A 26,544-nucleotide genomic window follows, 5' to 3' on the forward strand; every position below is an offset into this window, starting at 1 on the left:
ACTTTATTCCTCCAATTGGTGAAGATTGCGGCTGCGAATCTCTTGCTGCAGCTTCTCAACAAACACATCGACGTCCATCGACCCAAGGTCTTTACCACGGCGGGTGCGAACGGCCACTTTGCCAGCTTCCACCTCTTTATCACCACAGACCAACATATAAGGGACGCGACGTAATGTGTGCTCGCGGATTTTAAAGCCTATCTTCTCGTTTCTCAAGTCCGCTTTCACACGAATGCCAGCATTCTGCAATTTACGTGTCAAAGTCTCAACATATTCTGCCTGACCGTCGGTAATATTCATTACCACAGCCTGCATCGGCGCCAGCCAGCTTGGGAAGAAACCGGCGAACTCCTCGGTCAAAATACCGATGAAGCGCTCCATCGAACCCAGAATCGCACGGTGAATCATTACCGGCGTCTGACGATCGTTGTTTTCACCCACATAGGTGGCATCCAGACGCTTAGGCAGGGAAAAGTCTAGCTGAACCGTTCCACACTGCCAGGCGCGGTCAAGGCAATCGTATAGTGTAAATTCAATTTTAGGGCCGTAGAACGCGCCCTCACCCGGCTGGTACTCAAACTCAATGTTGTTTTCATTGAGCGCCGCAGCCAGATCTTCTTCTGCACGATCCCAGGTTTCGTCAGAACCAATACGCTTTTCAGGACGGGTGGACAGTTTCACCACAATCTTTTCAAAGCCAAAGGTGCTGTACATGTCATAAACCATGTGGATACAGCTGTTCACTTCGGTACGCAGCTGATCTTCCGTACAGAAAATATGTGCATCATCCTGGGTAAAGCCCCGCACACGCATCAGGCCATGCAAAGCACCTGAAGGTTCATTACGGTGGCAGCTACCGAACTCAGCCATACGCAGCGGCAAATCGCGATACGATTTCAGCCCCTGGTTAAAAATTTGGACGTGCCCTGGGCAGTTCATCGGTTTGATGCAGTACTCACGGTTCTCAGAAGAGGTCGTGAACATCGCATCTTTGTAGTTTTCCCAGTGGCCGGTCTTTTCCCACAGCACCCGATCCATCATGAACGGGCCTTTAACTTCCTGATACTGGTACTCTTTTAGCTTACTGCGGACGAACACTTCCAGCTCACGGAAAATTGTCCAGCCGTCATTATGCCAGAAAACCATGCCCGGCGCTTCTTCCTGCATATGATAGAGGTCGAGTTGCTTACCAATTTTACGGTGGTCGCGCTTCGCCGCCTCTTCCAGACGCTGTAAATAAGCCGCCAGCTGTTTCTTATCTGCCCATGCTGTACCGTAAATGCGCTGCAGCATTTTGTTGTCGCTGTCGCCGCGCCAGTATGCGCCGGAGATTTTCTGCAGTTTAAAATGGTGACAGAAACGCATGTTCGGTACGTGCGGACCGCGGCACATATCGACATATTCTTCATGATGATACAGCCCGGGGCGATCGTCATGACTGATGTTCTCATCCAGGATGGTGGTCTTGTAGACTTCACCTCGCGCCGCGAAGACATCGCGCGCTTCCTGCCAACTGACTTTTTTCTTCACAACATCGTAGTTGGTCTCGGCCAACTGATGCATGCGTTTTTCCAGCAGCTCAATGTCTTCCTGGGTCAGGGTACGATCGATATCGACATCATAATAGAAGCCGTTGTCGATCACCGGACCGATCGCCATTTTGGTATCTGGCCACAGCTGCTTAATCGCATGGCCTAACAGATGCGCGCAGGAGTGGCGGATGATCTCCAGACCCGCTTCGTCTTTGGCAGTGATAATGGCAACAGACGCGTCGTCGGTGATGGGATCGACCGCATCAACCAGTTCACCGTTAACTCGTCCGGCGATGCAGGCTTTTGCCAGACCGGGACCAATATCAAGCGCGATATCCATGACGCTGACAGGGCGGTCGTATGAGCGCTGACTGCCATCAGCAAGCGTAATTACAGGCATAGAATGTCCTTAGTTGCAGTGGTAAGCCACACGAAAGCTTACATACAAAATTGAGTAGTGTTATTGACCTGGCGTTATGTCAGACCCACATTGTCGGAATGTCGCCAAGAGTGTAATGCGGGACGGATAATAGCAGTTTTCAGGCGCGAGCAAAACCCATGCGTTTGTCGCTAAGCCTCAGAGAGATCGAAAAAAAGCGGCCAGGCACTGTGCCAGACCGCGCTTTTTCAGACATCCTGACGCCTGTTACATCGCGTAGGTCAGCATGACGGAAGTTCGGGTATCGGTACGGTCTGGTGCAGAAGCCGGTGGGTTGTTGTTCCAGGTCACGTTGTAGGCCAGCTTGAGGGCAAAGTGATCGTTAATAGCAACCTGTAAACCCGTTTCTGAGTTCACCGTGGTGTCTTCTCCCAGCGAGCTCAGCACGGAAACACCCTGAATGAACTTAGTGGTGTCGGTAAGTTGCCACTGATAGCTCACAGCGCCGTAAGCCAGCCCCTGCGTTTTATGATCGCCGTCGCGGTAATCGTCGTAACGCACACCCGGACCGAATTCAGCACGCAGTGAATGCACCGGGCCGTTCAGAATCTGGCGACCATAACCGGCGGTCAGCACATCACGAGAATCATAGCCGTTATAACGATCGCTCAACCAACTTGCCTGACCAAACAGGTAGTCGTAGGCGCTCATGTTGTAACGCGAACGGGCACCCAGGTTGTAGGTTTCCGAAGAACGCTCATCGTTGGCAGAGGTGTTTGCGGCGTTACCCCACAAGCTGTAGGCCATTGATTCTGTGTACCAGGTCATATTGGTTTGCGCGGTCAATGATGAACTGGTGGTGTTACCGGTTTGTGCCAGGTAACCCGCAGAAGCAGAACCTTCAAAAGGCTTTTTCGCCGTTGAAGGGTCATCCATTGCGGTAAAGACAGCATTATCGGCCAGCGCCTGGTGACAAAACGCTCCGGCAGAGAGCAAAAGAACAGCAGACAGCTTGTTAAAGGCTTTCATTAAATGTGATCCGTGCAGCAGTTTTAAAAACGAAGATTCTGAAGGGTTTCCCAATGCGATCAATGCAATTTACGGTAACTTTTGTAAAAAAACATGAATTCGCTCAGAACGGCATACTTTAGCGTAACGCCGCGTATTCACTAGGCGTTAACCTGATTTCGGCGCGCATTATAGAGCCATTTTTGGCAAATGGCATCTTTTCATTTACAAGATTTACACAGGATTTTGCCTGGAATATCAGCGAAATTTGCACACAGATTGATCTGATTTTACGCCTCATCTCCTTCATTATTCGCCTGTTTTTTCACCCTGTACTACGCTGTGTATTATTTGAGCATACCGAGGTGCAGAATGAGCAACGGGAATTTACACCGCTATGTCGTCACGTTTCATTACCGGGAAACCGGTCTCAGTGAGGTGCTGACGTTAACCGGGGCAATGACCTCCGGCGGCTTTTCTACCACGCTGATGGATGACAAGGGAAACCCGCATGAGCTTGGCACCAACAGTTTTGGCATTGTGACTACGCTTACGCAGGAGGATTTAAAACAGCAGGTTATTGCCGCGGGCGAAAGCGCGCTGGGACAAACGCCCGACGTGACGCTCACCACGCTTGACGATTTTCTGCGCGACGCAGCACGTTCAACAGAGTAGTCTGTGCGCAGGCGCAGACTTTGCGCAGTGCTAACGCGTTACAATCGAATTCAGGCAGCGAATAAAGAGGATAACCCGATGTGGTCAGCCATTAGTCGTCTGTTAAGCGAGCAATTTGGTGACGCCGATATTACCCAACGCCACGAGCTCCCCGGTGGCGATGTGCATCCCGCCTGGCTGATTCGCTATGGTGAGCAGGATGTCTTTGTCAAATGCAACAGCCGCGATAAGGTTTCGCTGTTCAGTTGGGAAGCCGATCAACTCGCCCTGCTGCGCCGTACGCAGACCGTCCGGGTCCCTGAGGTCTACGGGGTGGGCAGCGATCGCGACTACAGCTTTCTGCTGCTGGAATACATCAAGCCTCAGCCTCTCGATGCGCACAGCGCACTGCAGCTGGGCCAGCAATTGGCACATCTGCATCAGTGGAGCGAACAACCGCAGTTTGGTCTTGATTTCGATAACAACCTGACCACCACACCTCAGCCAAACAGTTGGCTACGGCGCTGGTCAGTCTTTTTTGCAGAGCAGCGTATCGGCTGGCAGCTGCAAATTGCCGCCGAGAAAGGCATTCTCTACGGCAATGCCGAGCTGATTGTCGACCGTGTGCAGCGCACCCTGGCCTCCCATCACCCGCAACCTTCCCTGCTGCATGGCGATCTGTGGCCCGCCAACTGCGCAGCCAGCCAGAACGGGCCATGGATTTTTGATCCGGCCTGTTACTGGGGCGACAGAGAATGTGATCTGGCGATGCTGAGCTGGTTTAACGATCTGCCCAGAGAAATCTTCGACGGCTATAATCAGGTTTGGCCACTGCCGGATGGCTTCTCACAGCGCCAGCCGGTTTATCAGCTTTATTATCTGCTAAACCGGGCCAACGTGTTCGGCGGCAACTGGCTGGGGGCCGCGCAGTTTGCCGTAGGTCAGTTACTGGACGACGACGCGCTGGCGGCCGGCCAGGCTAAACCGGCCTGGCCGGTTAGAGAAAACCGAGTAACGAAAGCAGAAAATATCCGGCGATAACAATCACGATGGGCAAAATATAGAGCGGGAAAATCTGCAGAAAAATGGTGTGACGAGGAATGCGCACCTTCTCTTCCACCTGCTGACGCGTGCGCCCTTCGCTGCCTTTCGCCTGTTCGAGGATCATCTGGTCTTCAATGCCTTCGCGGACATGGCGAACCTGCCTCCCCATACGCGCACCTGACGCTTCCAGGGCCAGCCCGATGAAGATCAGAATATAGATTAGCCAGAACCCCAGGTTCATCTGGCCGTTAAACTCCGGCACGGGCGAGTTGTGCCAGAAAACGTTCAAAAACGGCGTGTTAAAACGAATCATATCGACCATGACATGAATAAAATCGAGCATCACGGCATCAATGCCGGGTTTCTTTTCACTGTGTTTAAAGAGAAAACTCAGCAGTGAGATGATCGTGGAGAGCAACGCCAGTAAAAAAACTATCCAGCCGACAACGCGTTTAAGGATGGCAATACGGCCAGCCTGTTGATAGGTCATGATATCTCCTGAACCCAAAATCCTGTTAGCCTTCAGTCTAACCTGCCCTTAGGGAATTTTCCCAAAAAAAAGAGCAGGCTGCGCCCGGCAAGGCTCTCGTTAACCCCCCGCCTGCGTTCGTGGTAAGGTAGCGGGATTATTTACAGGGGAGCGCCTTATGTCTTACCACCGCCCGGTTTACGCTGCTTTATTTGATATGGATGGATTACTGATTGATTCGGAACCGCTCTGGGATCGGGCCGAAATGGATATCTTTTCCACCCTGGACGTTGATTTAACGCGCCGTCATACGCTGCCCGATACGCTCGGGCTTCGCATCGATCAAACCGTGCGCATGTGGTATGAAACGCTGCCCTGGACCGGTCCGTCGCAGCAGGAGATTACCCAGCGCATTATTACCCGCGTGATGGAACTGATTGCGACAGAACGCCCTCTGCTGCCCGGTGTTGAATCGGCCCTGAGGTTATGTAAGCAGCAGGGGCTGAAAACCGGCCTGGTCTCGGCCTCGCCGCTGTTTATGCTGGAAGCCGTGCTGGAGATGTTCAACCTGCGGCCCTGGTTTGACGTGCTGTCTTCGGCGGAGAACCTGCCTTACAGCAAGCCGCACCCTCAGGTGTACGTTAATGCGGCGGAGGCGCTGGGCATCGATCCGTTAAACTGCGTCGCGCTGGAAGACTCCGTTAACGGAATGGTGGCGAGCAAAGCGGCACGGATGCGCGCCATCGTCGTGCCGGCTGCCGTCCATCAGGAAGATGCTCGTTGGGCACTGGCCGATGTTAAACTCGGCAATCTGACACAGCTGATGCCCGCCCACTTACTGGGGTAATCGTGCCTGTGTTGTAACCTGTTGCACAGGCTTAAAAAATTAACGCTTCGTTACAGCGTCACAGGTTCTCATTTACTGGATAAATCCCTATACTGGATGCATCGACAGTTTTTGCAGCCAGGTTTTATCATGACGGCCGAGGGCCATATCTTTTTTGCGGTTGCCAGCGCTATTTTTGCCAAACGGGCCGAACTCACGCCGGTGATGGCGCACGCAGACTGGTGGCATTTGATCCCGGCCACGTTACTGACCTGCCTGCTTCCCGATATCGATCATCCCAAATCTCTGTTAGGACAGCGGCTTCGCTGGCTGTCCCACCCTATTGCGCGGGCCTTTGGTCACCGGGGATTTACCCACAGCCTGCTTGCGGTGGCGGCCAGCCTGTGGCTGTTTCAGATTAACGTCCCGAAAAGCTGGCCCCTCCCGGCCGATGTATTGCAGGGCATGACGCTCGGTTATCTGAGCCATATTGTGGCGGATATGCTCACTCCCGCTGGCGTTCCACTACTCTGGCCCTGCCGCTGGCGTTTTCGCCTGCCGGTACTGAATAGCCAGAAAGGCAATCAACTGGAGCGAGCGCTCTGTTTATGCCTGATCGGTTACGCTCTGTGGTTCCCGGTAGGGATGCCTTCATTTGGCGAAAATGGCTGGCCCGCCCAGGTATTCGACACCTTACAAAATGGCGTTAGCCGTCTCATTTCTGCGCAATCTGAGCGTTAATTGCCCGGGAAAAGGGTAAGGTTATAAGCTATTCCATTTGGATATAAGATCGCGCGATTTCTAACTGTTACCATTTCTGGATACGTATCTTTACGATCAAACCTCTGCTGCTCTCCTGACCAGGGAATGCTGCATTACATCGGAGTTGCTATGGATATTCCTCTTACGCTTAACGTCGTGGCATTTGTGCTGCTACTGCTTTTGCTGTCGCGCCTTGGCCGGGCAAACTGGAGCCTGTCGAAAAAGGTTCTGACTGGCCTGGTGCTGGGTGTAGTTTTTGGCCTCGCGCTTCAGCTGATTTATGGCGGCAACAGCGATATCGTTAAAGCCTCTATCGGCTGGTTTAACATCGTGGGTAACGGTTATGTTCAGCTGTTACAGATGATTGTGATGCCGCTGGTGTTCGTGTCGATTCTCAGCGCCGTGGCCCGCCTGCACAATGCCTCCTCACTGGGAAAAATCAGTTTTCTGACCATCGGCGTACTGCTGTTTACAACGGCAATTTCTGCCCTGATCGGCGTTTTTGTCACCGGCCTGTTTCACCTTAACGCGACCGGTCTGGTACAGGGCGCCCAGGAAACGGCTCGCCTGAGCGCGATTCAGAGCAACTACGTTGGTAAAGTCGCTGATTTGACAGTGCCTCAGTTAATCCTGTCATTCATTCCTAAAAACCCGTTTGCCGACTTAACCGGTGCCAGCCCGACGTCCATCATCAGCGTGGTCATCTTCGCCGCGTTCCTGGGTGTGGCTGCCCTGCAGTTGCACAAGGATGATGAGGTAAAAGGCCAGCGGGTACTGACCGCCATTGATACGCTGCAGTCGTGGGTGATGAAGCTGGTTCGCCTGATTATGAAGCTGACACCTTATGGTGTGCTGGCGCTGATGACCAAAGTCGTTGCCGGCTCCAACGTGCAGGACATCATCAAGCTGGGCAGCTTTGTTGTGGCATCCTATTTGGGCCTGACCCTTATGTTTGTGGTTCATGCGCTGCTCCTGTCGGTCAACGGCATCAATCCTATGCGCTTCTTCCGCAAAGTGTGGCCGGTATTGACCTTTGCCTTTACCAGCCGCTCCAGCGCCGCCAGCATTCCACTGAACGTGGAGGCGCAAACCCGCCGCCTTGGCGTACCTGAATCGATTGCCAGCTTCTCGGCCTCATTTGGTGCCACCATTGGACAGAACGGCTGTGCCGGTCTTTATCCGACGATGCTGGCAGTGATGGTCGCCCCGACGGTCGGCATCAATCCTTTTGATCCGCTGTGGATTGCCACGCTGGTCGGCATTGTGACATTGAGTTCAGCAGGCGTAGCCGGTGTCGGCGGCGGAGCGACCTTTGCCGCGCTGATCGTCCTGCCTGCGATGGGGCTGCCGGTCACGCTGGTCGCGCTGCTGATTTCCATTGAGCCTCTGATTGACATGGGACGAACCGCGTTAAACGTCAATGGCTCAATGACCGCAGGATCGCTTACCAGTCGCTGGCTGGGCCTGACCGATAAACGCGTTTTAGAGCGCAGCGAACACAGTGAATTAGAGCACAGCTAATCACGCCAGACCTGGCGTCCACCGCCAGGTCTTTCTCTCTGTTTTTGTCTTATCTTCTCCTTATTTCTTCATCATCATCCTGTTCCCGTTAAGAAAACGTTAAGCGTGGTAAACGGGCAATAATGCACAGCATTTCCCCTTGTCTTTACGCAGCAAAAAGAGAATTCTGCAGGTAATAACTGCAGGAGAATGCTAATGAAAACGGTTATCGCCTCATTACTGGCGCTAGCAATTGTCGCGCCCACTCACGCGTTTGCTCGTCCCGGCGACTGGGGCCCGGGTCCACACTGGCGACCCGGCCCAGGTTGGCATGGTCCGGCACCGCGCTGGCACGGCCCCGATCACTTCCATGTTCTGCCGCTGGCCGCAACGGCGGTATTGATTGGCGGATTAACGTATTACCTGCTTAACGGCAGTTATTATCAGCGTCACGGAGAAGAGTACGTGGTGGTTGAGCCGCCTGTGCAAACCTACGAAACGGGCATGAGAGTGCTGGATTTTAACGGCAGGCGCTTTTATGTGCAGGACGGGCACTACTATCAGCGGGAAATTAACGGCAGCTACATTGAAGTGCCCCGACCGGCAGGATTGTAGCTATAAAAAAAACGGCTCACCCAATGGCGAGCCGTTTCTTATTTAAAGCGGCTAATTACTGCTTAACCTGCGGGTCTGTGTCGTATTCAGCACAGCTCTGGAAGCCGTAGTTCATCACGCGGCCTACATCGTTGTAGCTGACGAAATAGGTTTGGGCTTTACCGTCACGCTCGCCGATAACGTAGGTCTGGCAGGTACCACGTGCATGCACCATGGTGATTTCAGTGGAAGCTGGGCCAGCAATCTGGCGTACCTGCTCGCGGGTCATGCCTTTTTTGACGTCCTTAACCACCGGCTTAGTCACGTAGCTTTCGGCACGATCGTAAGTCGTACAACCAGAGAGCGCAGCCAGCGTCAGCGCCGCAGCGATACATCCCATCACTTTATTCATCTTGTTGTTCCTCGTTTTTTGTCCATGTGCTGAAAAGCCTGGAACATAAAACGGTTTTTTTCAAGTTAATGACAGACTTAAACTCAACTCGCTCAGGATGCTTTGATAACATGCCCCGAGATGACCTTTGCGCAGCCGCCAATAAGTGAGACAGCACGCTTGCCGGGCCTGCCCTGGTAACAACCCTTAAAAGTGACAATGTCACATTTCACCTACAGAGGATACATGAAGCTTTCATCACCAAACCGCCTGGTTTATGCCATTACACTGGGATTGCTTGCCGCGCTGGGGCCGTTGTGCATTGACCTGTACCTGCCCGCGCTGCCCCAGTTGGCAACGGATCTTCAGACATCGACCTCAACGGCACAGCTCAGCCTGACGGCCGGGCTGCTCGGTCTGGGAGCCGGGCAGCTGTTTTTCGGGCCGATGAGCGATAAATTTGGCCGCCTGCGCCCACTGACGTTGTCCCTGGTGCTGCTGTTTATTGCCTCGGTGGGCTGCGCGCTGGCGCAGGACATTAACCAGTTGCTACTGGCTCGCCTGTTTCAGGGACTGGCAGGCGCAGGCGGTGCGGTGCTCTCACGGGCAATTGCTCGTGACATGTACAGTGGTCATGAACTTACCCGCTTTTTTGCCCTGTTAATGCTGGTAAACGGCCTGGCACCTGTCGCTGCACCTGTACTGGGCGGCGCACTCATGACCTTTCTGAACTGGCGCGGTATCTTTGTGGTGCTGGGCTGTATCGCGGTTTTACTTATCCTGCTGGCGCGCGGAAAGCTGCATGAAAGTCTGCCCGCCGGGCGACGCAGTCAGGGATCGGTCTTTTCTGCCTATGCGGCGCTGGGCCAGGTTATTACCCATCGCCCTTTTATGGGATTTTGTCTGACGCAGGGGCTGATGATGTCGGGCATGTTTGCCTATATTGGCGCCTCGCCGTTTGTTCTGCAGGAACGTTATGGCCTGTCACCGCAGGCGTTCAGCCTTTGCTTTGCCGCAAACGGTTTCGGGCTAATCATCGCCTCTCAGACCAGCGCCCGGCTCTGTCCACTGTGGGGGGAGTTTCGGGTGCTAAAAGGCGGGCTGACGTTGGCAGGCGTGGCATCCAGCCTGTTGCTGATCGCGGGAATAAGTCATGCTCCCCTGCCGCTGTTACTGCTGGCCCTGTTCTTTACCGTTGCCAGTAACGGCGTGATTTCCACGACGGCGGCCTCACTGGCGATGCAAAGCCAGGGGCAGCGCGCCGGTAGCGCTTCAGCCGTGATTGGCGTGACGATGTTTACCCTGGGGGCCATTGCCGTACCGGTGACGGGCATCGGAGGAACATCAGTAATCAGTATGACGCTGACCGTTTTTGGCTGCTACATGCTGGCTATACTGACGTTTATGGCTTTGGCGAAAAAACCGGCATCCGGTGCAAAAACCCTGTGATTCCGCCTGCCCTGATAAAAACAGCTGTCGCTTTGGCTTGTTGTTTACAGGGATGCGCGTTAGCGTTAAAACAGGCGTTGTATTGTGCCAACGAGCGACAGACTTGAGGAGATGTTGATGTCACTGCAGCAGGAAATCATTACCGCACTCGGCGTTAAGCCGACTATCGATCCACAACAGGAAATCCGCACTAGCGTTGATTTCCTAAAAGCGTACTTAACCCGTCACAGCGGTGTTAAGTCGTTGGTACTCGGTATCAGCGGCGGACAGGATTCAACCCTGACCGGCAAACTGGCCCAAATGGCAATAACGGAACTTCGGCAAGAAACGGGCGATAAAGACTATACCTTTATCGCGGTGCGCCTGCCTTATGGCGTGCAGGCCGATGAGCAGGACTGTCAGGATGCACTGGCCTTTATCCAGCCGGATCGCTCGCTGGTGGTCAACATTAAAGAAGCGGTGCTGGCCAGCGAGCGGGCGCTGAAAGACGCGGGCATCGTCCTGTCCGATTTTATCCGCGGTAATGAAAAAGCCCGCGAACGTATGAAAGCGCAGTACAGCATTGCCGGCATGACCAAAGGTGTGGTGGTCGGTACCGACCACGGCGCAGAAGCCGTTACCGGTTTCTTCACCAAATATGGCGACGGCGGGAGTGACATCAACCCAATCTTCCGCCTGAATAAACGTCAGGGGAAACAGTTGCTGAAAACCCTGGGCTGTCCCGAGCATCTCTATCTGAAAAAACCCACCGCCGACCTTGAAGACGATCGTCCTGGCCTGCAGGATGAAGTCGCGCTGGGTGTGACATACGACATGATCGATGACTATCTGGAAGGCAAAACCATTGCGCCGGAAAGCGCGAAGATCATTGAAGGCTGGTACCTGAAAACCGAGCACAAGCGTCGTCCGCCTGTGACCGTTTTCGACGATTTCTGGAAATAATCCCCCTCATCTTTATCCGTTAACATCGCGCCCGGTCAGCTCAGTAGCCGGGCGCTGCCATGTAATAGGTTCCCGATTAAAAACGCTGCCAGTCAGCGTCACCCGCCGCTGCCATCGCGTTGCGGGCAGGAAGTGGCACGCGGTCTGCACGTCCGACCCTGCTGCTTTGGATCGGTGCCTGGCGCTGCGTTTTGGCGAGCGTGAAGGTAGCAACCAGCTGGTTGAGGGTTGAGGCCTGATCCATTAATGAACGGGATGCAGAAGACGCTTCTTCAACCAGAGAGGCATTTTGCTGCGTCACATCATCCATCTGGTTTACGGCCAGGTGCACCTGATTAATCCCTTGAGACTGTTCGTTTGCAGCAACCGAAATCTCATCGACTAAATCGGTCACCTGACGGACCGCGTCTGTCATGCGCGTAATATTGTTACCCACGCCTTCTGCCTGATTCGAGCCGGCTTCCACATGGAGCATAGAAGCTTCAATAAGCGCTTTGATCTCCCTGGCAGAAGAAGACGATCGCTGAGCCAGATTGCGCACTTCCCCTGCCACCACGGCAAAACCACGCCCCTGTTCGCCTGCCCGCGCCGCTTCAACCGCCGCGTTAAGCGCCAGGATATTGGTCTGGAATGCAATACCTTCAATCAACGCGATAATATCGGTAATTTTTGTCGAGCTCGTCCGGATATCGCCCATGGTCATCAGCATCGCCTTCACGCGTGACGCACTGTCTTCAGAGATATCACGCGCGTTTTGGGCAAGCTGGCTGGCAAGTCGTGTATTTTCTGCCGTCTGACGCACTGTTTCACTCAACTCAGACATGCTGGCAGCCGTCTGTTCCAGGGAGGCAGCCTGCTCTTCCGTACGGGAGGAGAGATCTTCGTTGCCCGCAGAAATTTGTGCGGAAGCCGTGCTGACCGACTGCGCCGCGCTTTCTACTGCGCTGAGGGACAGGGCAACGTTTTCCACCAAATGGTTAAATGCCTTTGCCGTCAGGCCGATTTCATCTCTGCGAGCGTCATCTGCACGTAATGTCAGATCCAGATTTTCGCTCGCGGCTTCCATTGTGTGGCGCATCGAGTTGAGCTGACGACGAATAGCAAAAATGGTTTTAAGCGTAAAAAAGCCCAAAAGCAGTATGGCTGAAGCTGAGCCGGCAATCAGAATGAGTAAAGTATGACGATAGGTGCTGTCATTTTCTTTACGGAGTTGATTACCAATATCCACATTGAGTTGCAGCTGTTTCTGATAATCGTTAATCAGCTGTCGGGTTACCGCACCGATACCGCTATTACCCTGCAGCATCGACAAAGAAACCGCATCGTTCTGTGCGCGTGAGGCGGTGAGAAAAGCGGGCAGATCAGCCTCAATTCTTTTAATGGTGACAAATGCCTTTTCGGTCATCTGTCGATCTTCCTCACTGGAAATATCGTTCTTAAGGTAATTCTGGTTGAGCAGCGAAATATGGTTTAAGACACCGTTGATTTCTTTCTCAATCTGCATCTGCTTAGCGGGATCGGTCATGCTCTGATGATGGTAGAGCGCAATGATAATGGCGTTGCTGCCGTCAACCATTTTGGCGATATCAGTAATAGAAGGAAGGGTATTTTCCTGCACATACTGGAAACGGTACTGAAAACCGTCCGCCACAGAAACCGCCACGATAACCATGGTTATCAGCGCCATGCAGAGAAGAGAAAAGGTCAGTAAAAGCCGCTGTGTTATAGTCATATTTTTCACCTGGTTGTAATTAAAACAGTTAATTCGTCTAAAAATTTCAGACGCAGACCTTAACTATCGACATAAAAAGGTGATAACAGCGCCCAAAACAGGCATTGTTTATTAAGCATTTAACGTGGATGAATTATTTTAAAAACAATAAGTTATTATTATGATGACGCATAAAAAAACACATCGTTACTCACTGTAATAAATCCTTAACCAATTCTTAACGCTCCACCCTGTTCTGGCGCTCGCGGACGGAAATCTATGAAACCTAATCCTGTGGTCATCCCCCTTTGCCTGCGCGGGGTTGATGCGCTTGCGAGGCTCGTCAATAGAGGGAAAGCCACAAGGGTTGGATTGCGATCGGCAAAAGGCGTTATGCAACCTGTTAATCAGGCCATTCATGAAGGGCGTTGAGGGAAAAACGTTGCTCCGCGCACGGCCTGTTACAGGTTCCCCTGGCGGAATACCTGATGGACAGGCTACATGCTTACCGTTAGCATACTTCGCGCTCGCTGCCCGCTGGCGGCTCCTTTAGACGTTGAGTTTTATGCCTGCTAACTTATCACGCGCAACCTTAATCGGTTTGAGTGCGATTCTGCTCTGGAGCACCACCCTTGGCCTGTTGCGCAGCGTCAGTGAGGCGTTTGGCCCGACCGGCGGCGCCGCGCTGATTTATTCCACGACAGCGATTTTACTGTGCCTCACGCGCGGCATCCCCCATCCGCGCTCCCTGCCAGGGCGCTATCTGCTTGTGGGCGGCACCCTGTTTGTCGGCTATGAAATTTGCCTGGCGCTGGCGATTGGTCTCGCCAGCAACCGTCAACAGTCGCTGGAACTGGGGATGATCAACTATCTCTGGCCATGTCTGACCATCCTGCTGGCCATTCCGCTTAATCAACAGCGTTTTCGCCTGTGGCTATGGCCCGGACTGCTGCTTTCCCTGTGCGGAATCATCTGGGTGATGAAGGGCGCCAACGAAGATGTACTGGGCCAGATGACGCAGAATATGACCCGCAATCCCACAGCCTACCTGCTGGCGTTTATTGCGGCATTAACGTGGGCACTCTACAACAACATCACGCGCCGCTTTGCACGTGGCAGCAACGGCGTCACCCTGTTTTTTGTGGTGACGGCTCTGGCGCTGTGGCTCAAATTCGCGTTGTTCACCCCTCAGGAAACCATGCAGTTTAGCCTGACTGCTGCTGCAGAAGTGCTGTTTATGGGCGCATCGACGGCGCTTGCCTATTCGGCCTGGAACTATGGTATCCAGCATGGCAACCTGACGCTGCTGGCGACCGCATCCTACTTCACGCCGGTGCTCTCGGCGCTGCTGGCCTCGCTGTGGCTGGACCTGGTGCCGGCGGTGAGTTTCTGGCAGGGCGTCGCCCTGATTACCGCCGGGTCGCTACTTTGCTGGCTGGCGACCCGACGTTTATAAATCTCAGACTGGCGAACGTTTAACCTGCCTGTTACACTGTATGGACAACCAGTACAGGAGTCCGTTTTGGTAAGACGTGCAGCGACCCATCGCCTCGAATTTGACGCGGCAACCATTTATGAATACCCGGACCATTTGCGTGAATGGCTGGAAGGCCTGCCCAATCAGCCCGGCGTTTATACCTTTCATGGCGACAGCGAGACCTTGCCGTTGTACATCGGCAAAAGTGTGAATCTGCGTTCGCGTGTGATGTCCCATTTTCGTACGCCAGACGAAGCAAAGATGTTGCGACAGTCGCGGCGCGTCAGTTGGATCCCTACGGCGGGCGATCTCGGTGCGCTGTTGCTGGAAGCGCAGATGATCAAAACGCAGCAGCCCCTGTTTAATAAACGTCTGCGCAAAAACCGCCAGCTCTGTTCGCTGCGCATTACTCCAGAGGGTAAACCGGACGTCGTCTATGCCCGTGACGTCGATTTTAGTCAGTCACCGAATCTGTTTGGGCTTTACCGCAGTCGTTTTGCCGCGCTGGAACGCCTGAAACAGCTCGCCGATGAATATCAGCTCTGCCACGGTTTACTCGGTCTGGAAGCGGTGAGTGCCAGCCGGGGCTGTTTCCGCTCTGCCCTGCGCCGTTGTGCCGGGGCCTGCTGTGGCAAGGAGCCCGTCAGCGATCATCAGGACAGGCTGCTGTCTGCGCTGGAGAGCGTGCGGGTATTCTGCTGGCCGTGGCAGGGTGCCGTGGCGCTGGTGGAGGAAGGCAAACACATGACGCAGATCCACGTTATCGATCACTGGTTTTATCTGGGCTCGGTAAACACGATCGAAGAGGCAAAAGCCCTTAAACGTGGCAAAGGTGGATTCGATCATGACGGCTACAAAATTCTCTGCAGCCCGGTGCTGTCTGGCAACTACCCTGTTATTCCCCTCTAACATAAAAAAACCGCCGACACTGCCCACATCACATGGACAAGGCCGGCGGTCTTCAACCGTGTTTACTGATTAACGTGCAGCTTATTGCGCGGGTGCAGGTGCGGGTGCCATCTTGCCGTGCATCGGACGTTTTTCAGTCAGGTGCTTTTCAAAATTGGCGTTGTACTGTTTTTTCTGCTCCGGCGTCAGCACGTTATACAGCTTATTCTGCGTTTCCATCATGGCAACCGCGTTTGCTTTCGCGTTGGCCGTCATTTTGTCTGCCTGGGCTTCAGCCTGGGCTTTATCAAAGCTGTCAGAGGCGATGATGGCATGGGTTGCACGACGCTCATCCAGTGACGGACGCTGCATTTCACCACGGCGCTCTTTCATAATTTCATGCATTTTGGTTTTTTGATCGGCGGTCAGATTCAGACCGCCGAACATCATATCCATACCGTGCCGCATTGGTTTATGCATCGGCTTTTCCGTGCCTGCCGGTGGTGGTGTCAGATTATCTGCCTCAGCATGAACAACCGATGCCGCGCCAAATGCCAGAGTAGAAGCCAGTAACAGAGAAGTTAATTTACGCATCACAGTGTCCTTTTTATTCACTTGTTCAGTTTAGTAACGACAGCACTCTGTCGCGTCTTCGGAAACAAGCATACGACGCTGAACGTCAATTACTGCGAGCGAGAGTAAAAGCGTGAAAGCGCAAAAGCCACAATTCAGGCAATCATGGAGGGATTAAGAAGAAAGCGGTGAGAAATTGAAAAAGAGTATGAATAATCAGGAGATTTCGGATAAATCGTGGAGAATTGTAATGCCTTTAGCAGTAAAGCGGAAGGTGTCTTCCGCCTTTTTATTTGGATAAGGTCAGAGAGGCAATGCCTGGGTTTGTTCGCTTTCTTCAACCAACATCAGGCCCGCCCGCAGCCCCAGCGCAACACGCGGGTTAGGAAACAATACATACTCCCGCGCCTGCTGCACGAAATAGCGTTTTTCCCCGTCTTCAGCCAGTAAGGCCCCCTGCGGGAAGGCGGTGAAGTTTTTGGTGTCATCACTCATATGAAGCTGAAAGTTCTCGCTGTGGCGGGTGATCTGCTGGCTTACCCGATAGCGGCGCGGAACGGATTGCGCTTCCGGTAAGGTCTCGCCATACAACAATGCTGCCAGAGCCTGGGCAGCCGCGCTAAACTGGGTTAAATCGTTTTCGCCAAAGGGCCGGGCCTGCCCCAACTCCAGCGTACAGCTGGCTGCGCCGAAATGCTCACAGCTGAAATGGGTGAAGGTGCCCGCTGGCGAGCGGTGGAAAACCAGCGCCTCCAGTCCGGCTACCGCCAGCCAGTGCAAAAACGCTGCCGGCCATGGCCGATCGTTTCTGGGCATTACGCCAAAACGCGTGTGATAAGAACCGCGCAGGGCCGTATGCATGTCGAGGTGCCAGCGGGTTTCATCACACTCGCCCAGTTGCCAGAAATTCTCCAGCGTTTGTTCCAGCCGCAGCACTCGCCGCGCCTCATCCCCGTCATCAATCTGCTGCCAGCGTCCGCCGAACAGTCGGTTAATGTCGTAGGCCACATAGCGTTTTCCTGCGCGCAGCGCCGAGGGATTACCCAATACCACCAGCATGCGCTGCTGAAGCGGCTTCTCGCCCTGAAGTAAGGGCGTGATGAGCTGGTTAAGCATTTCTACAGGGGCAGTCTCATTGCCGTGAACCCCTGCAGAAAGCACCAGCGCCTGTTTAACCGGCGTTTTGGGCTCCATGAGAAGAATACCGTGATACAACCACTGCCAGCGAAGATGCGCCGTCTCACCTTTACGCTTACGCGGTGCTTCACCAGACAGCGTCTGCTGTAAAAAGTCCTGCATCGTTCCTCCTTAAAACCGGAAGCGGGCAGCCCTCATGGCAGCGCCTGCTTCACTGCTGAAATGCATACACATTTCCTAAGTCTAGCAGTCTGGTCAATTCATCAAGGGCAACCCGCCCTTCTTGCAGCAATTGCGGATCGGTTAAATCGTCTTGCGTTAGCCTGTCGCGGTAGTGACGGTCGACCCACTGGTTGAGCATGGTGAACAGGCGATCGTTCATCAGTACCGAAGGATTCACCGCCCGTTGCTCATCTGGCGTTAACACCACGCGCAGACGCAGGCAGGCCGGTCCACCGCCATTATGCATGCTTTCCCGCAAATCAAATACCTGTAATGACTGCAACGGTCCATCGCGTTCTACCTGCTCGCTCAGGTAGCGCCATACGCCAGGATGCTGGCGGGACTCTTCGGGCAGCACCAGCATCATGCTGCCGTCGGCACGGGTCAGAAGCTGGCTGTTAAACAGGTAGGTGCTCACCGCATCCTGCACGGAAACCCGGGAGGTTGGCACTTCAAGCGCGACAAACCCCGGAACACATTCGTGCAAACGACGCAGCAAAGCGGGCTGATCGACAAATGCCTGCTGATGGCAGAACAGCATTTGCTGATTGCTGACCGCAATAACATCGTTGTGGAAAACGCCCTGATCGATGACCTCAGGATTTTGCTGAGCAAAGATTACCTTGTCGGAGGCAAGCTGATGAAGACGGGCGACGGCTTCGCTGGCCTCGCGGGTTTGCCGGGCAGGATAACGCTGCGGGGCCGAGCCAGACTGGTTATCACGACCGTAAATAAACAGTTGTACCCCAGCATCACCATAATCGCCCCCCAGACGATTATGGTTGGCGGCGCCTTCATCGCCAAACAGCGCGACCTGAGGCAGCGCATCATGCACGGAAAAATGGGCCGGATCGCGAAATATGGCCCGCAACAGCGCCGCCGTTTCCGGGGCTTCAATCGCGCGATGAAATTTATTATTGAGGTTGGCAACGGTAAAATGCACACGACGATCGGCGCTGTCGGCAGAAGGCGAAACCGTGGCGGCATTTGCCACCCACATCGCCGAGGCTGAACTCGCTGCGGACAGCAGCGCCGGTGCGGTTTTCCCTGCTTTTTCCAGCACCTGTGCGTCGCTGCCGCTAAAGCCCAACTGACGCAGCACGGCGATATTAGGCCGCTCATGGGGCGGTATCACGCCCTGAACGAATCCCATATCGGCCAGGGCTTTCATTTTCAACAAGCCCTGCTTTGCCGCCAGGCGCGGGTTCGACGGCTGTCGCTGGTGACGCGTGGAGGCTTCGTTGCCAAATGACAAGCCCGCATAATGGTGAGTCAGTCCGACCAGACCGTCGAAATTCGCTTCAATCGCTTTCATTAACGGGCTCCTTGCGGCGAAAAGTCGAGGCCCGGCGATAAGGCTTCAGGAAGGCTAAGCTCAGGTGATTCAAGCGAGGCCATCGGCCAGGCACAGTAATCCGCCGCATACCACGCGCTGGCACGGTGGTTGCCTGATGCACCAATACCGCCAAAAGGTGCCGTACTGGCGGCGCCCGTCAGAGGTTTATTCCAGTTCACGATCCCGGCCCGCGCTTCCAGCAGCAGTTGTTCAAACTGTGCACGCGAGGGCGAAATCAAGCCGCATGACAGACCATAGCGCGTCTGGTTGGCCAGACGAATTGCCTGAGGATAATCGTCATAACGGATCACGCCCAGCAGCGGCCCGAACACTTCCTCATCAGGCAGACCGTCCACCGCCGTCAGATCAATAATCCCCGGGGTTAATAATGCCTGTTGGCGATCGGGCCAGCGCATCGTCAGCAGCACCTTGCCGCCCGCCGCGACGCGCTGCTGCCATTCGGCATAAATTTTTTCGGCGGCGGCGCAGGAGATGACGCTGCCCATAAAAGGTTGGGGACTGGCGTTCCAGGCGCCCGGCTGCAGCCTTCCTGCCACCTCGATCAGCCGCTGCAGGAAGGCATCGCCTGCGGCACCGCGCCTGACCAGCAAACGTCGGGCGCATGTACAGCGCTGACCTGCGGTAATAAACGCCGACTGAATCGCAACATGCACCGCGCCCTCAATATCCGCCGGATCTTCAACGATCAGTGCATTGTTACCGCCCATTTCCAACGCCAGCATTTTTTCCGGCTGCCCGGCAAACTGGCGATGTAACTGATAACCGGTATGCGCGCTGCCGGTAAACAGCAGCCCGTCAATCTCCTGTTCCGCCGCCAGCGCCTGACCGGTTTCACGGCCGCCCTGGACCAGCCCGATGACGCCGGCAGGCACGCCCGCCGCCTGCCACAGCTGCACTGTTTTTTCTGCGGTCGTAGGCGTAAGTTCGCTGGGTTTAAACACGACACAGTTTCCCGCCAGCAAGGCCGGCACGATGTGCCCGTTGGGCAAATGTCCCGGAAAGTTATAGGGGCCAAATACCGCCAGCACGCCATGAGGACGATGACGCAAGGCGCTGTCGCCCTGCTGCTGTTCCCCGGTGCGCTGATGATAGGCCTTCACTGAAATACCAATTTTATTGATCATTGCGGTGACTTCGGTCAGGGCTTCCCAGCGCGGCTTGCCCGTTTCCTGCGCGATACACTCGGCCAGGGCCGTTTTATGTGCCTCAAGCTCTGCCGCAAAGCGTTCGACCAGGGCCTGACGCGCGGCAAACGGCTGTCTCGCCCATGCCGGAAATGCCGCCCGCGCCGCCTGGCAGGCCGCGCTCACCTGCGCCGTTGAGGCCGCTGAACCTTGCCACAGGATTTCACCGCTGACCGGATCCTGTTTGGAAAAATGCACTGACTCGCCGTTGAGCCAGTGTCCGTTAATCAGGTGCGTCATGCTTTTTTCTCCTCGCTCCACAGCGTCACGACGCGCAGGCTGTCGCCCGGCTGGCAGTGTAACGCCTGCAGCTGTTCATCATTGAGCTGAACACTTTTCGCCATGGGTTCGACAGGTAAAAGTGCAACACGAAACTGGTGATAATCGCTATTCGCGACTAAACAGAGCGGCGCATCCTGTGGCGCATCCCCCCGTTGAGCCGTCAGTACCCGGCTTTCGCGCACCGCACGAATGTCGTCGATATCGCACTCCAGCGTGGGGCCACCATCGAAGATGTCGATATACTGGCGATAGCGAAAGCCTTCGGCTTCCAGCACCGCACGCGCGGGGGCCGTTTTGGGATGTACCTGACCAATAACGGCCTGCGCTTCTGGCGTCAGATAGTGCAGATAAAGCGGGTGCTTGGGCATCAGTTCGGCGATAAAGGCTTTTTGCCCGGTGCCACTCAGAAAATCGGCTTTGCGAAATTCCATTGAAAAGAAGTGAATGCCCACGCTGTCCCAGAACGGTGAATGCCCCTGCTCATCACTGACGCCGCGCATTTCGGCAACCACCCGCTCCATAAAGTATTCGCGGAAGTTCGCCATAAACAGAAAACGGGATTTCGACAGGAGATAACCGTTTTTGCCATCGCGGTAATCGGCATCCAGGAACAGCGTGCAGAGTTCGCTGCTGCCGGTATGATCGTTACTCAGCGATAAGGTCGGTAAGGCGGCGTAAACGTTCAGCTCTTTCGAGGCGTGCACCTGTGTTCCCACACGAAAGTTATACCAGGGTTCCTGCAGCCCAACCGCAACCTCAATGGCGCAGATCCCCACCGCACGATTATCCTGGCTGTCGGCCAGTACAAACACATAGCCCTGCTCTGCCCGCGGCAAACTGCCCTGCCAGGTTTGCAGCGATCGCTCAATTCGGGCCTGTAAGGTGGCGCTGTCAACCGGCAACGAGGTCAGCCCGCCGCCCGTTTTCGCCGCCAGTTCCATCAGTTGGCTGAGATCGTCCCGTTCGACCGGACGGATCACCATCATGATGCCTTTCCTTGTAGCAGGTGTTCACACGCCTGGGCAAAACGCGCCATGCCGGTCTTCACTTCCTGCTCGCTGATGTTGAGCGCAGGCGCGAAGCGCACCACGTTGGCTCCGGCAATCAGCACCATGACGCCATATTCCGCGGCGATAAGGTTGATCTGTTTCGCCTTGCCCGCAAAGTCGTCGCTGAGCACGGCACCGATCAGTAACCCCAGCCCGCGCACCTCTTTAAACAGGTGCAGACGCTGATTAAGGTCGTTTAGCGCCGCGACAATCCAGTCATGACGTTGCGTGACACCGGCCATCACTTCAGGCTGGTTAATCAGTTCCATGACTTTTCCGGCCACTGCGCCCGCCAGCGGATTGCCGCCATAGGTCGTTCCGTGGGTACCTACGCCCATGACCTGAGCCAGATCCTCGCGCGTCAGCATCGCCCCTATAGGAAACCCGCCGCCCAGCGCTTTAGCACTGGTTAGCACGTCCGGCGTCACGCCATAGTGCATATAAGCGTAAAGCGCGCCGGTCCGGCCCACGCCGCTCTGCACTTCGTCGAAAATTAACAGCGCATCATGTTTATCGCACAGTTCACGCAGCCCACGCAGGAAGGCGGGTTCGGCGGGCACGACGCCGCCTTCCCCCTGAATGGGCTCGACAATCACGGCGCAGGTGCTGTCGTTGATCAGGTCTGCCGCAGAGGCAAGGTCATTAAAGGCGGCGTGCTGAATGTCCGCAGGGAGCGGCGCAAAATCCCGTGAATAGGCGGGCTGGCCACCCGCTGAGACCGTAAACAGCGTACGGCCATGAAAGGCATTTTTAAACGCCACGATGCCGCTTTTATGCTGCCCGACTCTGTCATGTGCCACTTTACGGGCCAGCTTAAGCGCCGCCTCGTTAGCCTCGGCACCGGAGTTACAAAAGAAAACCCGATCGGCAAAGGTGGCATCAATCAACTGCTTCGCCAGGCGTAAAACGGGTTCATTGGTGTAGCCGTTGCCCGTGTGCCAGAGGCGTGAGGCTTGATCCTGAAGTGCCTGCTGGAGAGCGGGATGCGCATGCCCGAGCGCATTAACGGCAATACCCCCGGCAAAATCGATATAGTCTTTTCCCTGCTGATCCCAGAGGGTTGAACCTTCAGCACGGACGGGTACAAAGCTGGCGGGTGCATAAACGGGCATCATCCATTGATCAAAATCCTGACGCGAAACCTGCAGTGACATAGCCCTTCTCCTGTTCCCCAGCGGGTAACGTATTTGTATGTTAATTGTTAAAAATATAATAAATCTCGCCCTACTCTAGTTTGCAGATAGCGTGCCAGCCAAGGACTAAAATGCATAAAACAAGCTGGATTAAGGAATATCAATAGGTTACGAAAGGTTGCTATTCACTTATTTTGCATAATAAGTGAATAGTTATCTGATAAAGGCGGGATAGCAGAGCTTTTTAAAGCAGAATTATGCATTCGCGGAATGAAATATCGCTTTTGTGATCGCTGATAAACTATCTGCTCAAAATAGTGCAGCAACCGCCTTAAATCAGGGCAGTTGCACGGCTGTCGTGCAGAGGAGGATAAGTACCAGAGATAACGTTAATGCGACAGGCATGATTTTTATCGGCGTAATTTAAAAAGGTGATTTAAAAATACTCACCCTCTCAATTTAAATATATTTATATGAAACTGGTAATATTGTTTCGCAGGTTATCATCAGAGCGTTAATAAATTACCGATCGCCGATTTAATTATCACTAAGCAACCTAATGGTTACCCTCAAACCTGTTTTGTTCATTTATTGCACAATGCATGTTGATTATTTAGACAGAAAGGCTAGCAATATCATTTTTTTGCCATATTGCATTTCCCCTTTCTATAAAAATCACTAATCATCTGTTTTATATGCTTTTCTTGCATTTACATTGCTGGCAGGGTCATAAGAAAAAGCACTGACAGGTAGCACCATCGCCGCCAGACTGGCTTGGTTGGGATTTAGTTCCTTAAAATACACAATTAGTTACACTTATTGCGCTAGGCTGAATTAACAATTTGTGTCATTTTCTTTTCACCCCAACAGAGGGGAAATAATAATATAACCACAGGGTAAATAATAAATGATGAAGCGCACATTAGTGGCGGCATTAATGCCGTTACTGATCGGTCTGTCTACTGCTCAGGCCGCACAGATTTATAATAAAGACGGGAATAAGCTGGATATTCAAGGCAAGGTTAACGTATTGCGTTATTTTTCCGACGATAATAGCAACAACGGTGACGCCAGTTATGCACGTTTAGGTTTTAAAGGTGAAACCGCGATTACCGATCAACTCACTGGTTACGGTTTCTGGCAGTACCAATACAGCCTGAAAAACTCTGAAGGTAGTGATGCTAACAACGGTAACAAAACCCGTCTGGGCTACGCCGGTCTGAAATTCGGCCAACTGGGTTCGGTGGACTACGGCCGTAACTACGGCCTGGTTTATGACGCACTGGGTTATACCGATATGCTGCCTGTGTTTGGCGGTGATTCAGCGAACTCTGATGCGTTTTTAAGCCTGCGTTCGGGCGGCCTGCTGACCTGGCGTAATAAAGACTTCTTTGGTCTGGTTAAAGGCTGGAACGTTGCGGCGCAGTATGAAGGCAAAAACGATCGCACCAGCACCACTGATACAGGCCTGGAAGTGCGTCGCTCTAACGGCGATGGCTTTGCCCTGTCTACGTCCTATGACTTTGATTTTGGCCTGAGCTTTGTGGGCTCCTATGCCAGCCTGAATCGTATTGCGGCGCAAAACACTGCAGCCTTCGGTCGGGGTGATAAAGCACAACTGTGGGCAACAGCAGCCAAATATGACGCCAATCAGATCTATCTGGCAGCCATGTACGGTGAAACCCTCAACGCGACTCCAATTAACGGTGGTTTTGCGAATAAAACGCAAAACATGGAAGTTGTGGCACAGTACCAGTTCCTGAACGGCTTCCGACCCTCTATTGGCTACGTCGCCTCGAAAGCGAAAGATCTTGAAGGAATTGGCGAGGCTGATCTGTACAAGTATACGGCAGTTGGTGCGACCTATTACTTTAATAAAAATATGTCAGTGTATGCTGAGTACAAAATTAACCTGCTGAAGAAAAACAACCCGCTGGGTCTGGCAACAGACGACATTACGGGCGTAGGTATGACCTACCAGTTCTAATCGTTTACCCTCATTGCAAAACGGCCCGGCCTGTGTCTGACGGGCCGTTTTTTCATCCGCCAGCCTAAGCCCGATCTTCCCACTCACACTTCAAACCCCTTTAACAGCGCCAACGCTGGGAGTGAGAAATCACGTCGACGTTCAACAGCCTGCGGGTTCAATAATCACCCGCGCTGTCAGTTCGCGGATAAGATTTTCGATGATGTCAGCGCGTGCACTTCCGTCTGAAGATATCGCCACAATCCCGAACGGGATCGGTAAAAGACACAAAATGTCGCCTCGAGTCTGACCCGAGAAGGTGAATACGTCTGTGCATCCAGGCTGGCAGCAAGAAGAAGCAAGGCCACCCATTAACCGCCATTTTTAAAAGATCGCAGGCACTTACCCGCACGACAACATACTCTCTCTCGCTCTGTAACCTTGCTTATTCGCTAAAACTCAGGCTGTTACTGGACGAGGGCATCTGGACAGCACCCTCAACCGCGGGCTCATCCATCGACAATGGCGCTTGCACTTTCAGGGTGATCCAGTTTGAAGTGACGCGCTGCTGCTTACTGTCTTCCACCGTGACCGACAGACGGTACTCATTGCTGGCGCCCGGCGTGCTGTCCCAGGGGGGAACAATCACGCTCCAGCCATCAATGGCATTATTGTTCGGCGGTGATGTCAGGCTCAGTGCCTGAGTATCGCCCTGCCAGCTCAGCGCCTTAATGCTATGACTAGCGCGCAGTTGCAGCTTGAGCGGTACGCTCTCACCGGGATTAAGCTGCCACGGCGGCGTCGCCAGGAATACAGATAGCGTTTTACGCTGCCTGTAGGCCATCACCGGGTTTTGGCTGCGCGTCACCGTGTCGTAGCGGCTGCCCCGTAAGGAGCGCGCTTCCGCGACGTTATTGGCATCCAGCTGCTTGCTCAGCGCGACCCCAAAGCGGTAATTGAGTTTGAGGCCAAGCTGATCCTGGCTCTCTCCGGCACTGCTGGTTTTGTGGCTGGCCGAAATGGTCACCAGCGGCACGGGCGTATAAGACAGCCCCAGCGAGAGCGCCGCCGGGTTATGGTAACGGTTGCCGCTGTTAAACAGGTCAACCTTTTCCCCCAGATATTGCTGATAGCTGAATGATACGCCCAGCTGACGATAGAACGGCAAATAGCTTTGGGTGGTGATGTCGTAACCTTCGGCCATGCGGGACTGCTGGCTGTCACCACGATTACGCCATCCGGACAAGGGATGATAGTAGTTAGCAGAAAAGCGCAGATTGTTGCTCCAGGCCTCAGTGCCCACCGAGGCGCGCTGAAGTCCAGTGCGAAAGCTACGATCGATAAAACTGTTGTAACCCAACAGCCAGTTGCCTGCGTCCCAGCGCTGACCCAGCCCGGCATTACCTACCACGCCTTCAACAGAGTCGTGCAGCCCAAGCTGACTGAATGTAAGGTAGCGATTCTCATCAGCCAGCGGGCTGAACAGATTGCCGCCGGTGCCGTCAAAGTTGCCGGCCATGTCCACGTTTAAGTTGAACTCGGCGTTGCCATAAGGCGACAGTAAAGACTGCCCTTCACTCTCAACCCGCGTCGCCACTTCGTCGCGCAGTCGGTCAAAAGCCCACTGCCCGGCCTGCTCGCCCAGGGTCAGATCACTGCTGCTTTCATTGGCTTCCGCAATACTTTTGGCCGCCTTCGCCAGCTTTTTGCTCCAGTCATGGTTATCTTCGACGTTGCCAAGAGAAGGAAGATCGTTCAGTGACTGGCGAAAACGCGTGGGATCGCTAAAAGGGGTTTCCGACACCTGATGATCCGTTTGCAGCGCACCGGCGGGCAGCGCCAGAAGCGCTGTCAGAGCAGCGAGAGAGAAAGTCACAGGTCTAAACATCAAATCATTACGTCCGGGCATAAAAATCATCAGGTGGTTTCTCAACGAGAGTGATAAAACCAGCGCTAATTATTTTAGCATAATGTGACCCAGATTCATGACTTAACTCGATATTTGTGCATCTGCG

At 54.0% G+C, this 26,544-nt stretch carries 23 protein-coding genes; 11 read left to right on the top strand and 12 right to left on the bottom strand.

Annotated features, from left to right (window positions below; genetic code table 11):
- Positions 1-3: 3 nt before the first annotated feature.
- Entirely contained in the window at positions 4-1,932 is a 1,929-nt protein-coding gene (gene thrS, locus AAIE03_RS09155; protein WP_498562958.1) for a threonine--tRNA ligase, read from the bottom strand.
- A 246-nt stretch (positions 1,933-2,178) separates the two neighbouring features.
- Positions 2,179-2,940 (bottom strand): DUF481 domain-containing protein, encoded by a 762-nt coding sequence (locus AAIE03_RS09160; protein ID WP_014605966.1) that lies wholly within the window; start codon positions 2,938-2,940, stop codon positions 2,179-2,181.
- A gap of 351 nt (positions 2,941-3,291) precedes the next feature.
- Here AAIE03_RS09160 and ghoS point away from each other — a divergent pair, with 351 nt between their 5' ends.
- Positions 3,292-3,594 (top strand): type V toxin-antitoxin system endoribonuclease antitoxin GhoS, encoded by a 303-nt coding sequence (gene ghoS, locus AAIE03_RS09165; protein WP_019105321.1) that lies wholly within the window; start codon positions 3,292-3,294, stop codon positions 3,592-3,594.
- Positions 3,595-3,672: 78 nt separating this feature from the next.
- Entirely contained in the window at positions 3,673-4,614 is a 942-nt protein-coding gene (locus AAIE03_RS09170; RefSeq protein WP_498562959.1) for a fructosamine kinase family protein, read from the top strand.
- Here AAIE03_RS09170 and AAIE03_RS09175 read toward each other — a convergent pair.
- Positions 4,571-5,107 (bottom strand): YniB family protein, encoded by a 537-nt coding sequence (locus AAIE03_RS09175; RefSeq protein WP_014593590.1) that lies wholly within the window; start codon positions 5,105-5,107, stop codon positions 4,571-4,573. The genes AAIE03_RS09170 and AAIE03_RS09175 overlap by 44 nt on opposite strands.
- Before the next feature lie 157 nt (positions 5,108-5,264).
- On the opposite strand from AAIE03_RS09175, the gene hxpB reads away from it, so the two are divergent.
- From hxpB to AAIE03_RS09195, 4 genes are all read left to right on the top strand, one after another.
- Entirely contained in the window at positions 5,265-5,933 is a 669-nt protein-coding gene (gene hxpB / locus AAIE03_RS09180) for a hexitol phosphatase HxpB (RefSeq protein ID WP_019105322.1), read from the top strand.
- A gap of 129 nt (positions 5,934-6,062) precedes the next feature.
- Positions 6,063-6,653, top strand: a complete 591-nt coding sequence (locus AAIE03_RS09185) for a metal-dependent hydrolase (protein WP_015700429.1) — start codon at positions 6,063-6,065, stop codon at positions 6,651-6,653.
- Positions 6,654-6,803: 150 nt separating this feature from the next.
- Positions 6,804-8,195: an L-cystine transporter gene (locus tag AAIE03_RS09190; RefSeq protein WP_014605969.1), complete on the top strand. Its 1,392-nt coding sequence runs from the start codon at positions 6,804-6,806 to the stop codon at positions 8,193-8,195.
- A 195-nt stretch (positions 8,196-8,390) separates the two neighbouring features.
- Positions 8,391-8,789: a DUF6515 family protein gene (locus AAIE03_RS09195; RefSeq protein WP_014605970.1), complete on the top strand. Its 399-nt coding sequence runs from the start codon at positions 8,391-8,393 to the stop codon at positions 8,787-8,789.
- A 55-nt stretch (positions 8,790-8,844) separates the two neighbouring features.
- Here AAIE03_RS09195 and osmE read toward each other — a convergent pair whose 3' ends face one another.
- Positions 8,845-9,180 carry an osmotically-inducible lipoprotein OsmE gene (osmE, locus tag AAIE03_RS09200; protein ID WP_013025567.1) on the bottom strand — a complete coding sequence of 112 codons (336 nt, stop codon included), beginning with the start codon at positions 9,178-9,180 and terminating at the stop codon, positions 8,845-8,847.
- A gap of 225 nt (positions 9,181-9,405) precedes the next feature.
- Here osmE and AAIE03_RS09205 point away from each other — a divergent pair, with 225 nt between their 5' ends.
- Positions 9,406-10,608 (top strand): multidrug effflux MFS transporter, encoded by a 1,203-nt coding sequence (locus AAIE03_RS09205; RefSeq protein WP_019105323.1) that lies wholly within the window; start codon positions 9,406-9,408, stop codon positions 10,606-10,608.
- 117 nt (positions 10,609-10,725) lie between these two features.
- On the top strand, positions 10,726-11,550 hold the full coding sequence (gene nadE / locus AAIE03_RS09210; RefSeq protein WP_015700431.1) for an NAD(+) synthase: 825 nt from the start codon (positions 10,726-10,728) through the stop codon (positions 11,548-11,550).
- 76 nt (positions 11,551-11,626) lie between these two features.
- Here the strand turns inward: nadE and AAIE03_RS09215 are convergent, their stop codons facing one another.
- Positions 11,627-13,282: a methyl-accepting chemotaxis protein gene (locus AAIE03_RS09215; RefSeq protein ID WP_210531863.1), complete on the bottom strand. Its 1,656-nt coding sequence runs from the start codon at positions 13,280-13,282 to the stop codon at positions 11,627-11,629.
- A 544-nt stretch (positions 13,283-13,826) separates the two neighbouring features.
- Here AAIE03_RS09215 and yddG point away from each other — a divergent pair.
- A complete protein-coding gene (gene yddG / locus AAIE03_RS09220; RefSeq protein WP_014605974.1) occupies positions 13,827-14,717 on the top strand; it encodes an aromatic amino acid DMT transporter YddG in 891 nt (296 codons plus the stop codon).
- A 66-nt stretch (positions 14,718-14,783) separates the two neighbouring features.
- The gene (gene cho, locus AAIE03_RS09225) at positions 14,784-15,647 is read left to right on the top strand and encodes an excinuclease Cho (RefSeq protein WP_019105325.1); all 864 of its coding nucleotides are present in this window, start codon (positions 14,784-14,786) and stop codon (positions 15,645-15,647) included.
- Between the two features lie 81 nt (positions 15,648-15,728).
- Here the strand turns inward: cho and spy are convergent, their stop codons facing one another.
- From spy to AAIE03_RS09255, 6 genes are all read right to left on the bottom strand, one after another.
- Positions 15,729-16,220: an ATP-independent periplasmic protein-refolding chaperone Spy gene (gene spy / locus AAIE03_RS09230; RefSeq protein WP_019105326.1), complete on the bottom strand. Its 492-nt coding sequence runs from the start codon at positions 16,218-16,220 to the stop codon at positions 15,729-15,731.
- 282 nt (positions 16,221-16,502) lie between these two features.
- Positions 16,503-17,498 carry a succinylglutamate desuccinylase gene (gene astE / locus AAIE03_RS09235; protein WP_013025560.1) on the bottom strand — a complete coding sequence of 332 codons (996 nt, stop codon included), beginning with the start codon at positions 17,496-17,498 and terminating at the stop codon, positions 16,503-16,505.
- 49 nt (positions 17,499-17,547) lie between these two features.
- Entirely contained in the window at positions 17,548-18,873 is a 1,326-nt protein-coding gene (astB, locus tag AAIE03_RS09240; protein WP_029568717.1) for an N-succinylarginine dihydrolase, read from the bottom strand.
- Positions 18,873-20,339: a succinylglutamate-semialdehyde dehydrogenase gene (gene astD / locus AAIE03_RS09245; protein ID WP_022622486.1), complete on the bottom strand. Its 1,467-nt coding sequence runs from the start codon at positions 20,337-20,339 to the stop codon at positions 18,873-18,875. The genes astB and astD overlap by 1 nt, the downstream gene beginning before the upstream one ends.
- Entirely contained in the window at positions 20,336-21,367 is a 1,032-nt protein-coding gene (gene astA / locus AAIE03_RS09250) for an arginine N-succinyltransferase (protein WP_014593580.1), read from the bottom strand. Before astA ends, astD begins: the two co-directional genes overlap by 4 nt.
- A complete protein-coding gene (locus AAIE03_RS09255) occupies positions 21,364-22,584 on the bottom strand; it encodes an aspartate aminotransferase family protein (protein WP_014605980.1) in 1,221 nt (406 codons plus the stop codon). The genes astA and AAIE03_RS09255 overlap by 4 nt, the downstream gene beginning before the upstream one ends.
- Positions 22,585-23,470: 886 nt before the next feature.
- On the opposite strand from AAIE03_RS09255, the gene AAIE03_RS09260 reads away from it, so the two are divergent.
- Positions 23,471-24,550 carry a porin OmpC gene (locus AAIE03_RS09260; protein WP_014593579.1) on the top strand — a complete coding sequence of 360 codons (1,080 nt, stop codon included), beginning with the start codon at positions 23,471-23,473 and terminating at the stop codon, positions 24,548-24,550.
- A gap of 424 nt (positions 24,551-24,974) precedes the next feature.
- Here AAIE03_RS09260 and AAIE03_RS09265 read toward each other — a convergent pair whose 3' ends face one another.
- Positions 24,975-26,447, bottom strand: coding sequence for a YchO/YchP family invasin (locus tag AAIE03_RS09265; protein WP_250331010.1), 1,473 nt, complete (start codon positions 26,445-26,447; stop codon positions 24,975-24,977).
- Between the last annotated feature and the right edge of the window lie 97 nt (positions 26,448-26,544).

It is taken from the genome of Pantoea sp. Ae19-2 (assembly GCF_059801205.1).

Bases quoted from the DNA above. Each gene is read 5' to 3' on its own strand.
- AAIE03_RS09175 (WP_014593590.1), bottom strand. From the start codon at position 5,107: ATGACCTATCAACAGGCTGGCCGTATTGCCATCCTTAAACGCGTTGTC.
- AAIE03_RS09215 (WP_210531863.1), bottom strand. From the start codon at position 13,282: ATGACTATAACACAGCGGCTTTTACTGACCTTTTCTCTTCTCTGCATG.
- ghoS (WP_019105321.1), top strand. From the start codon at position 3,292: ATGAGCAACGGGAATTTACACCGCTATGTCGTCACGTTTCATTACCGG.
- nadE (WP_015700431.1), top strand. From the start codon at position 10,726: ATGTCACTGCAGCAGGAAATCATTACCGCACTCGGCGTTAAGCCGACT.
- thrS (WP_498562958.1), bottom strand. From the start codon at position 1,932: ATGCCTGTAATTACGCTTGCTGATGGCAGTCAGCGCTCATACGACCGC.
- yddG (WP_014605974.1), top strand. From the start codon at position 13,827: ATGCCTGCTAACTTATCACGCGCAACCTTAATCGGTTTGAGTGCGATT.
- AAIE03_RS09205 (WP_019105323.1), top strand. From the start codon at position 9,406: ATGAAGCTTTCATCACCAAACCGCCTGGTTTATGCCATTACACTGGGA.
- AAIE03_RS09255 (WP_014605980.1), bottom strand. From the start codon at position 22,584: ATGTCACTGCAGGTTTCGCGTCAGGATTTTGATCAATGGATGATGCCC.
- AAIE03_RS09260 (WP_014593579.1), top strand. From the start codon at position 23,471: ATGATGAAGCGCACATTAGTGGCGGCATTAATGCCGTTACTGATCGGT.
- AAIE03_RS09160 (WP_014605966.1), bottom strand. From the start codon at position 2,940: ATGAAAGCCTTTAACAAGCTGTCTGCTGTTCTTTTGCTCTCTGCCGGA.
- osmE (WP_013025567.1), bottom strand. From the start codon at position 9,180: ATGAATAAAGTGATGGGATGTATCGCTGCGGCGCTGACGCTGGCTGCG.
- astD (WP_022622486.1), bottom strand. From the start codon at position 20,339: ATGACGCACCTGATTAACGGACACTGGCTCAACGGCGAGTCAGTGCAT.
- AAIE03_RS09195 (WP_014605970.1), top strand. From the start codon at position 8,391: ATGAAAACGGTTATCGCCTCATTACTGGCGCTAGCAATTGTCGCGCCC.
- astA (WP_014593580.1), bottom strand. From the start codon at position 21,367: ATGATGGTGATCCGTCCGGTCGAACGGGACGATCTCAGCCAACTGATG.
- AAIE03_RS09170 (WP_498562959.1), top strand. From the start codon at position 3,673: ATGTGGTCAGCCATTAGTCGTCTGTTAAGCGAGCAATTTGGTGACGCC.
- AAIE03_RS09185 (WP_015700429.1), top strand. From the start codon at position 6,063: ATGACGGCCGAGGGCCATATCTTTTTTGCGGTTGCCAGCGCTATTTTT.
- hxpB (WP_019105322.1), top strand. From the start codon at position 5,265: ATGTCTTACCACCGCCCGGTTTACGCTGCTTTATTTGATATGGATGGA.
- AAIE03_RS09265 (WP_250331010.1), bottom strand. From the start codon at position 26,447: ATGATTTTTATGCCCGGACGTAATGATTTGATGTTTAGACCTGTGACT.
- astE (WP_013025560.1), bottom strand. From the start codon at position 17,498: ATGCAGGACTTTTTACAGCAGACGCTGTCTGGTGAAGCACCGCGTAAG.
- AAIE03_RS09190 (WP_014605969.1), top strand. From the start codon at position 6,804: ATGGATATTCCTCTTACGCTTAACGTCGTGGCATTTGTGCTGCTACTG.
- spy (WP_019105326.1), bottom strand. From the start codon at position 16,220: ATGCGTAAATTAACTTCTCTGTTACTGGCTTCTACTCTGGCATTTGGC.
- astB (WP_029568717.1), bottom strand. From the start codon at position 18,873: ATGAAAGCGATTGAAGCGAATTTCGACGGTCTGGTCGGACTGACTCAC.